This window comes from Pseudomonas edaphica, from assembly GCF_005863185.1.
Taxonomy (GTDB): domain Bacteria; phylum Pseudomonadota; class Gammaproteobacteria; order Pseudomonadales; family Pseudomonadaceae; genus Aquipseudomonas; species Aquipseudomonas edaphica.
Window position 1 is genome coordinate 1 of sequence record NZ_VBVZ01000365.1, and the last position, 6,333, is coordinate 6,333.

Annotated in this window: 8 protein-coding genes and 1 pseudogene; 5 read left to right on the forward strand and 4 right to left on the reverse strand. The window is 59.0% G+C overall.

Going from position 1 to position 6,333, the window contains the following annotated elements:
- A pseudogene (locus FEM54_RS21560) lies at nucleotides 1-201 on the forward strand (DNA repair protein RecN); the annotation flags it as partial.
- A 98-nt stretch (nucleotides 202-299) separates the two neighbouring features.
- Here FEM54_RS21560 and fur read toward each other — a convergent pair.
- Nucleotides 300-704, reverse strand: coding sequence for a ferric iron uptake transcriptional regulator (gene fur, locus FEM54_RS21565; protein WP_017139266.1), 405 nt, complete (start codon nucleotides 702-704; stop codon nucleotides 300-302).
- Nucleotides 705-802: 98 nt separating this feature from the next.
- Here fur and FEM54_RS21570 point away from each other — a divergent pair, with 98 nt between their 5' ends.
- On the forward strand, nucleotides 803-1,330 hold the full coding sequence (locus tag FEM54_RS21570; protein ID WP_017139267.1) for an outer membrane protein assembly factor BamE: 528 nt from the start codon (nucleotides 803-805) through the stop codon (nucleotides 1,328-1,330).
- A gap of 63 nt (nucleotides 1,331-1,393) precedes the next feature.
- Here FEM54_RS21570 and FEM54_RS21575 read toward each other — a convergent pair whose 3' ends face one another.
- Together FEM54_RS21575 and FEM54_RS21580 are read right to left on the reverse strand one after the other, a co-directional pair.
- Nucleotides 1,394-1,696, reverse strand: coding sequence for an RnfH family protein (locus FEM54_RS21575; protein ID WP_017139268.1), 303 nt, complete (start codon nucleotides 1,694-1,696; stop codon nucleotides 1,394-1,396).
- Nucleotides 1,689-2,123: a type II toxin-antitoxin system RatA family toxin gene (locus tag FEM54_RS21580; protein WP_005791512.1), complete on the reverse strand. Its 435-nt coding sequence runs from the start codon at nucleotides 2,121-2,123 to the stop codon at nucleotides 1,689-1,691. Before FEM54_RS21580 ends, FEM54_RS21575 begins: the two co-directional genes overlap by 8 nt.
- Before the next feature lie 167 nt (nucleotides 2,124-2,290).
- Here FEM54_RS21580 and smpB point away from each other — a divergent pair, with 167 nt between their 5' ends.
- Nucleotides 2,291-2,773: an SsrA-binding protein SmpB gene (gene smpB, locus FEM54_RS21585; RefSeq protein ID WP_003176160.1), complete on the forward strand. Its 483-nt coding sequence runs from the start codon at nucleotides 2,291-2,293 to the stop codon at nucleotides 2,771-2,773.
- A 27-nt stretch (nucleotides 2,774-2,800) separates the two neighbouring features.
- Here smpB and FEM54_RS21590 read toward each other — a convergent pair whose 3' ends face one another.
- Nucleotides 2,801-3,568, reverse strand: coding sequence for a GntR family transcriptional regulator (locus FEM54_RS21590; protein WP_017139269.1), 768 nt, complete (start codon nucleotides 3,566-3,568; stop codon nucleotides 2,801-2,803).
- Between the two features lie 252 nt (nucleotides 3,569-3,820).
- Between FEM54_RS21590 and FEM54_RS21595 the strand changes: the two genes are divergently transcribed.
- Together FEM54_RS21595 and FEM54_RS21600 are read left to right on the forward strand one after the other, a co-directional pair.
- Nucleotides 3,821-5,515: a lactate permease LctP family transporter gene (locus tag FEM54_RS21595; RefSeq protein WP_138452902.1), complete on the forward strand. Its 1,695-nt coding sequence runs from the start codon at nucleotides 3,821-3,823 to the stop codon at nucleotides 5,513-5,515.
- 70 nt (nucleotides 5,516-5,585) lie between these two features.
- Nucleotides 5,586-6,333: FAD-binding oxidoreductase (locus FEM54_RS21600; protein ID WP_138452903.1), on the forward strand; the 748-nt coding region annotated here is incomplete at its 3' end.

The following is a 6,333-nucleotide window of genomic DNA, read 5'->3' on the forward strand; positions in this document are numbered from 1 at the left end:
CACTTGCCGCAAGTGGCCGCCCAAGGGCATCAGCATTTATTTGTACACAAAGTGCGCGGCAGCGATGCGACGCATACGGCCGTGTCCAAGCTGAACAAATCGGAGCGGGTAGAAGAAGTGGCGCGGATGTTGGGCGGCATCGACCTGACGAAAGAGTCCCTGGCCCACGCGAAGAAGATGGTAGTGGCAGCCAAGGCTTGAACCGAGCTTTTTTCGCTCTATTTTCTCTCTTATAGAAAGCACGAAGGCGACCCTAGGGTCGCCTTCTATCGTTTCACAGAGCAAATCTGTGTCGATTTTTACTTTTTCTTACGGATGTACAGGACCAGATTATGGTCCACCAAATCGAATCCATGCTGCTCAGCGATCTGGTGCTGGAGCTTCTCGATTTCCGGGCTGGTGAACTCGATAACCTCATTGGTATCCAGGTCAACCATGTGATCGTGATGACCACCGTCAGCCAATTCGAACACTGCATGACCGCCGTCGAAATTATGACGAACCACCAGCCCTGCGGCTTCAAACTGGGTCAGCACACGGTAAACCGTGGCCAGGCCAACGTCCTCGTTAGACTCCATCAGCGCCTTGTAAACATCCTCGGCACTCATGTGGCGCTGCTCAGCAGAATCGAGCATTTGTAGAATCTTGACTCGTGGCAGAGTCACTTTAAGACCGGCTTTGCGTAGTTCGCTATTTTCAACCATGGTTAGCTTTCTCGCGGATGCTGCTTCGCAGCTTCTCTTAATACGGGTATGATCGGCGTTTACGTTGTCCCAGCCAAGATAGTGGAAGTCGCCCACCGATGCAAAACACCAAGCTCTTGCTAACCAGTTTCACCCTTGTGGGACTGCTCGCACTCGCCGGTTGTTCATTCCCCGGGGTTTACAAAATCGACATCCAGCAGGGCAATGTCGTCACGCAGGACATGATAGACCAGTTACGCCCGGGAATGACCCGACGGCAAGTACGGTTTATTATGGGCAACCCCCTGCTGACCGACACTTTTCATGCCGATCGCTGGGATTATCTCTACAGCATCCAGCCAGGTGGCGGTGAGCGCCAGCAGGAGCGCGTCAGTGTCATCTTCAATGGCAATGACCAGCTTGTGAGCCTGTCCGGTGACTTCATGCCCGGCGTAAGCCGTGATGAAGCCTTGCTCGGCAAGGACAACGGCACCAATGTGACTGCGCCAGCGCAGGAAGCAGAGAAGCCTAAGTCCGAAGTACCGGCCAAGCCTGGCTCCTTGCTGGATCAGATCCAGAAGGACGTCGACGGCGTGCAGACCGTTCCTGTCCCGACGCCACAGCCTCTGGACACCAGCCCGCAGTAATTTTGCGGCGCTCGATAAAAAGCCCGGCATGCCGGGCTTTTTGTTGCCTGCCGATTGGCAGCCTTATGGGTTCTGCTGCCGCGCCAAGGCCGCCTTGGCCGCACGCAGCCTGCGCACTTCCTTGGGGTCTGCCAGCAAGGGCCGATAAATCTCAATTCGATCACCTGGCTGCGCAACACGCACGTGCGCATCGGCGACCACTTTGCCGAATATGCCCAGTTGGCAATCCGCCAATACCAAGCCTGGAAATTGCTCAGCAATCCCCGACGCCAGCACCGCAGCCCTCAGGCTGGTGCCCGCAGGCACCGTCACCGCCAGCAAGACCTGGCGGTCCTCAGCGGCGTACACCACTTCAATCTCAACCATGCAGTTGTTTGGCCCGCTGACAGAATGCATCCACCAGGGTGTTGGCCGCCTGGTTGAACAAAGGCCCCAAGGTCGCCCGCACAATCGGGCCGGCGTAATCAAAGGACAGGTCCAGGCTGATCTTGCAGGCCTTGTCGGTCAGCGCCTTGAATACCCATACCCCATGCAACTGGGTGAACGGCCCTTCCTGCAGGTTCATCTCAATGGATTTGCCCGGCACCAGCACATTGCGCGTAACAAAATGCTGGCTAAGCCCACCCTTGGCTACCCCGACACTGGCGACCATATGCTCATCACTGCTTTCCAGCACTTCGGCGGTTGAGCACCAAGGCAGGAATTCCGGGTAACGCGCTACGTCATTGACCAGGTCATAGAGCGCCTGAGCCGGATAAGGCAATAAAGCCGAACGTTGAATATGCGTCGTCATGTGAGCGTTACTTCCACTGCTTGAGGCAAACATCGCGAAAGAACAGCCCGATCCGCGAGAGAAAAAAACCAGAGAACTGCCGGTATTGTCCGGGATTCGTCCAACACGCTCAAGCACGCAGGTTGACCGTAGCCGATACGCTCGCAACTCCCTATAATGCCGCCCCTATGGCTAAACAAAAGAAACACCCCACAGGGACCATCGCGCAAAATAAAAAGGCGCGACACGATTACTTCATCGAACATCGGTTCGAGGCTGGTCTGGTCCTGGCCGGCTGGGAAGTAAAAAGTCTGCGCGCCAGCAAGCTGCAACTGGTCGACAGCTACGTATTGCTCAAAGATGGCGAGGCATGGCTGCTGGGCAGTCATATCACCCCGCTGACCACCGCGAGCACCCACGTGATTGCCGACCCGGTGCGCACGCGCAAGCTGTTGCTCAACGCCCGCGAACTGGAAAAGCTCGCTGCCGCCGTACAGCAGAAAGGCTATGCCTGTATCTGCCTGTCCTGGTACTGGAGCAAGCACCTGGTCAAGTGCGAGATCGCGCTGGGCAAGGGCAAGAAGGAATACGACAAGCGCGATACCGAGCGTGAGCGCGACTCCAACCGTGAGTTGCATCGCGCCGTGCGCAACAAGGGCAAGGAAGAGTAATCCTTGTGACGGTGTAGCCCACGCGGGCTACATCCCTTTACGTCGCTCCGCCCTAGCCACGCGCTGAACTTCCTGCCGCACCTCCTCCAACACTTCCTGCACATACAGCAGGTGACGTGTTGAGACTTCCCGCGCCTGTTCGGCCCGCCCTTCGATAATTGCCAAATACAAATCCCGATGCTGACTGATGAGCATGTCGCGGGTTTCTGTACGCTGCTGGTACATGCCGCCGATATTGGTCACCACGTTACGCTTGAGCAAATCGAACAGCCCACGAATGGTGTGCAGCAACACGGCGTTATGGCTGGCCTCAGCGATGGCCAGGTGAAAGCGCGCATCCGCTGCGCCCTCTTCCAGCCGGCTAACTTCATCGGCGCGGGTGTAGCAATCCTGCAGCGCCTCAAACGCTGCGGTCAGCCGCTCGCGGTCGACCTCAGTAGCACGCAATGCGGCGTAGTAAGCACAGGACGCTTCCAGGGTCTGACGAAACTCCAGCAAATCCCGCTGAGCCTCCGGGTTATTTTCCAGCAGGTGCAGCAGTGGATCACTGAAGGTCGAACCCAAAGAGTCCGCCACATAGTTACCGCCGCCCTGACGGCTGACCAACAACCCCTTGGCCGCGAGTTTCTGAATCGCCTCCCGCAGCGAAGGGCGCGACACGCCAAACTGTTCAGCCAAAGCGCGTTCGGCTGGCAAGCGTTCGCCCGACTTGAGCGTGCCCTCAAGGATCATGCCCTCAAGCTGCTCGACAATATCGTCAGACAAACGGCGCTGACGCACCTGATCAAACCCCATAACTCACTCTCCACAAACCCGACCACTCGCCAGGCCCTCTATTCTCGCCTATCGCCGCGCTTGCGGCACCTATCAGAACGCCTTCGATTGACCCAACCAGAACACCTCACCCACACCGCTACGACCAAAGTTTCGTGGGCGGCAAATTGACACACCCCTGCCAAGGCTTTTACTCTAGCCGACAGCGACTGTAAATTGGTATTACCAATTATCCAAGCTGACCAAACAACAACAATCAGGGGCCACCCCATTATGCAAACCTGGCAACAGCTCTACAGCCCACTCGGCAGCCTTGGCCTGTCCGCACTGGCCGCCGTTATCCCGATCGTATTTTTCTTCCTGGCACTGGCCGTGTTCCGCCTAAAAGGCCACGTGGCAGGCAGCATCACCCTGGCGCTGTCGATCCTGGTGGCGATTTTCGCGTTCCAGATGCCGGTAGACATGGCGCTGGCCGCCGCCGGTTACGGGTTTGCCTATGGCCTGTGGCCCATCGCCTGGATCATCGTCGCTGCCGTATTCCTCTACAAACTGACGGTCAAGAGCGGGCAGTTTGAAATCATCCGCAGCTCGGTCCTGTCGATTACCGATGACCAGCGCTTGCAGGTGCTGTTGATTGGCTTCTGCTTCGGCGCCTTCCTTGAAGGCGCAGCCGGTTTTGGGGCCCCTGTGGCAATTACTGCCGCACTGCTGGTGGGCCTGGGTTTCAACCCGCTGTACGCCGCCGGCCTGTGCCTGATCGCCAACACCGCGCCTGTAGCGTTCGGCGCGCTGGGCATTCCGATCATCGTCGCCGGGCAAGTGACCGGTATCGATTCGTTCAAGATCGGCGCCATGGCCGGCCGCCAGTTACCGCTGCTGTCGTTGTTCGTGCCGTTCTGGCTGGTGTTCATGATGGACGGCCTGCGCGGCGTTCGCGAAACCTGGCCAGCCGCACTGGTAGCGGGCCTGAGCTTTGCCGTCACCCAATACTTCACCTCCAACTTCATCGGCCCGGAACTGCCGGACATCACCTCGGCCCTGGCCAGCCTGGTAGCGCTGACCCTGTTCCTGAAAGTCTGGCAGCCCAAACGCAGCGCCGGCGCACAGATTGCCGGCGCTACCTCCGGCGCAGCGGTCACCGCCAGCGCAGGTGGCTTCGGTCAGCCACGCCAAACCGTCGCCTCGCCTTACAGCCTGGGGCAGATTTTCAAAGCCTGGTCGCCGTTCCTGATCCTCACCGTGCTGGTCACTATCTGGACGCTCAAGCCGTTCAAAGCGATGTTCGCCGCCGGCGGTTCGATGTACAGCTGGGTGTTCAACTTCGCGATCCCGCACCTGGATCAACTGGTGATCAAGGTCGCCCCGATCGTCACCAACCCCACGGCGATTCCGGCCGTGTTCAAGCTGGACCCGATTTCAGCCACCGGCACCGCGATTTTCTTCTCTGCACTGATTTCGATGCTGGTGTTGAAAATCAACCTCAAGACTGGTCTTACCACTTTAAAAGAGACCTTCTACGAACTGCGCTGGCCGATCCTGTCCATTGGCATGGTGTTGGCGTTTGCCTTCGTCACCAACTACTCCGGCATGTCCTCGACCATGGCCCTGGTATTGGCCGGCACCGGCGCTGCCTTCCCGTTCTTCTCGCCGTTCCTCGGCTGGCTGGGGGTTTTCCTGACAGGCTCCGACACTTCGTCCAACGCCCTGTTCAGCTCGCTGCAAGCCACCACGGCGCATCAGATCGGCGTCAACGACACCTTGCTGGTAGCAGCGAACACCAGCGGCGGTGTGACCGGCAAGATGATCTCGCCACAATCAATCGCGGTGGCCTGCGCCGCCACCGGCCTGGTGGGCAAAGAGTCCGACCTGTTCCGCTTTACCCTCAAGCACAGCCTGTTTTTTGCCACCATCGTCGGGCTGATCACGCTGGCGCAGGCCTACTGGTTCACCGGTATGCTGGTGCACTAAAACCTGCGCGTAACAGGGTAAGAATCGACGCCGGACAACGATGCCGGCGTCAGCTATTTCTGGAGGACCGATGAGCCTGCCTGCTGCTTTCCTGAGCGACGTCGCACAACTGATCCCGAAAGATCGTCGCTTCGACGACCCTCTTTCCACCCTCGCCTTCGGCACTGACGCCAGCTTTTACCGGCTGATCCCACAGCTGGTGGTTCGCGTGGAGTCAGAAGACGAAGTCGTGGCGCTGCTGCATCTGGCCCAGCGCGACCGCGTACCCGTGACCTTCCGCGCGGCCGGCACCAGCTTGTCCGGCCAGGCCATCAGCGACTCGGTGCTGATCGTGCTCGGCGACAATTGGAATGGCCGCGAAATTCGCGGCCAAGGCACGCAGATCCGCCTGCAACCCGGCGTGATCGGCGCCCAGGCCAATGCGTGGTTGGCGCCGTTCGGACGCAAGATCGGCCCCGACCCGGCCTCGATCAACGCCTGCAAGATCGGCGGCATCGTCGCCAACAATGCCAGCGGCATGTGCTGCGGCACCGCGCAAAACACGTATCACACCCTGGCCGGCATCCGCCTGGTACTGGCTGATGGCAGCCGCCTGGATACCGAGGACGCGGCCAGTGTCAGTGCCTTTCGCCAACAGCATGGCGAGCTGCTGGAGCGCCTGGCCACGCTGGGCCGAGAGACGCGGGCAAATGCCGAACTGGCTGCAAAAATCCGCCACAAATACCGTCTGAAAAACACCACCGGCCTGTCACTCAACGCCTTGGTGGATTTCGATGAACCCCTGGATATCCTCAGCCATCTGCTGGTGGGCTCCGAAG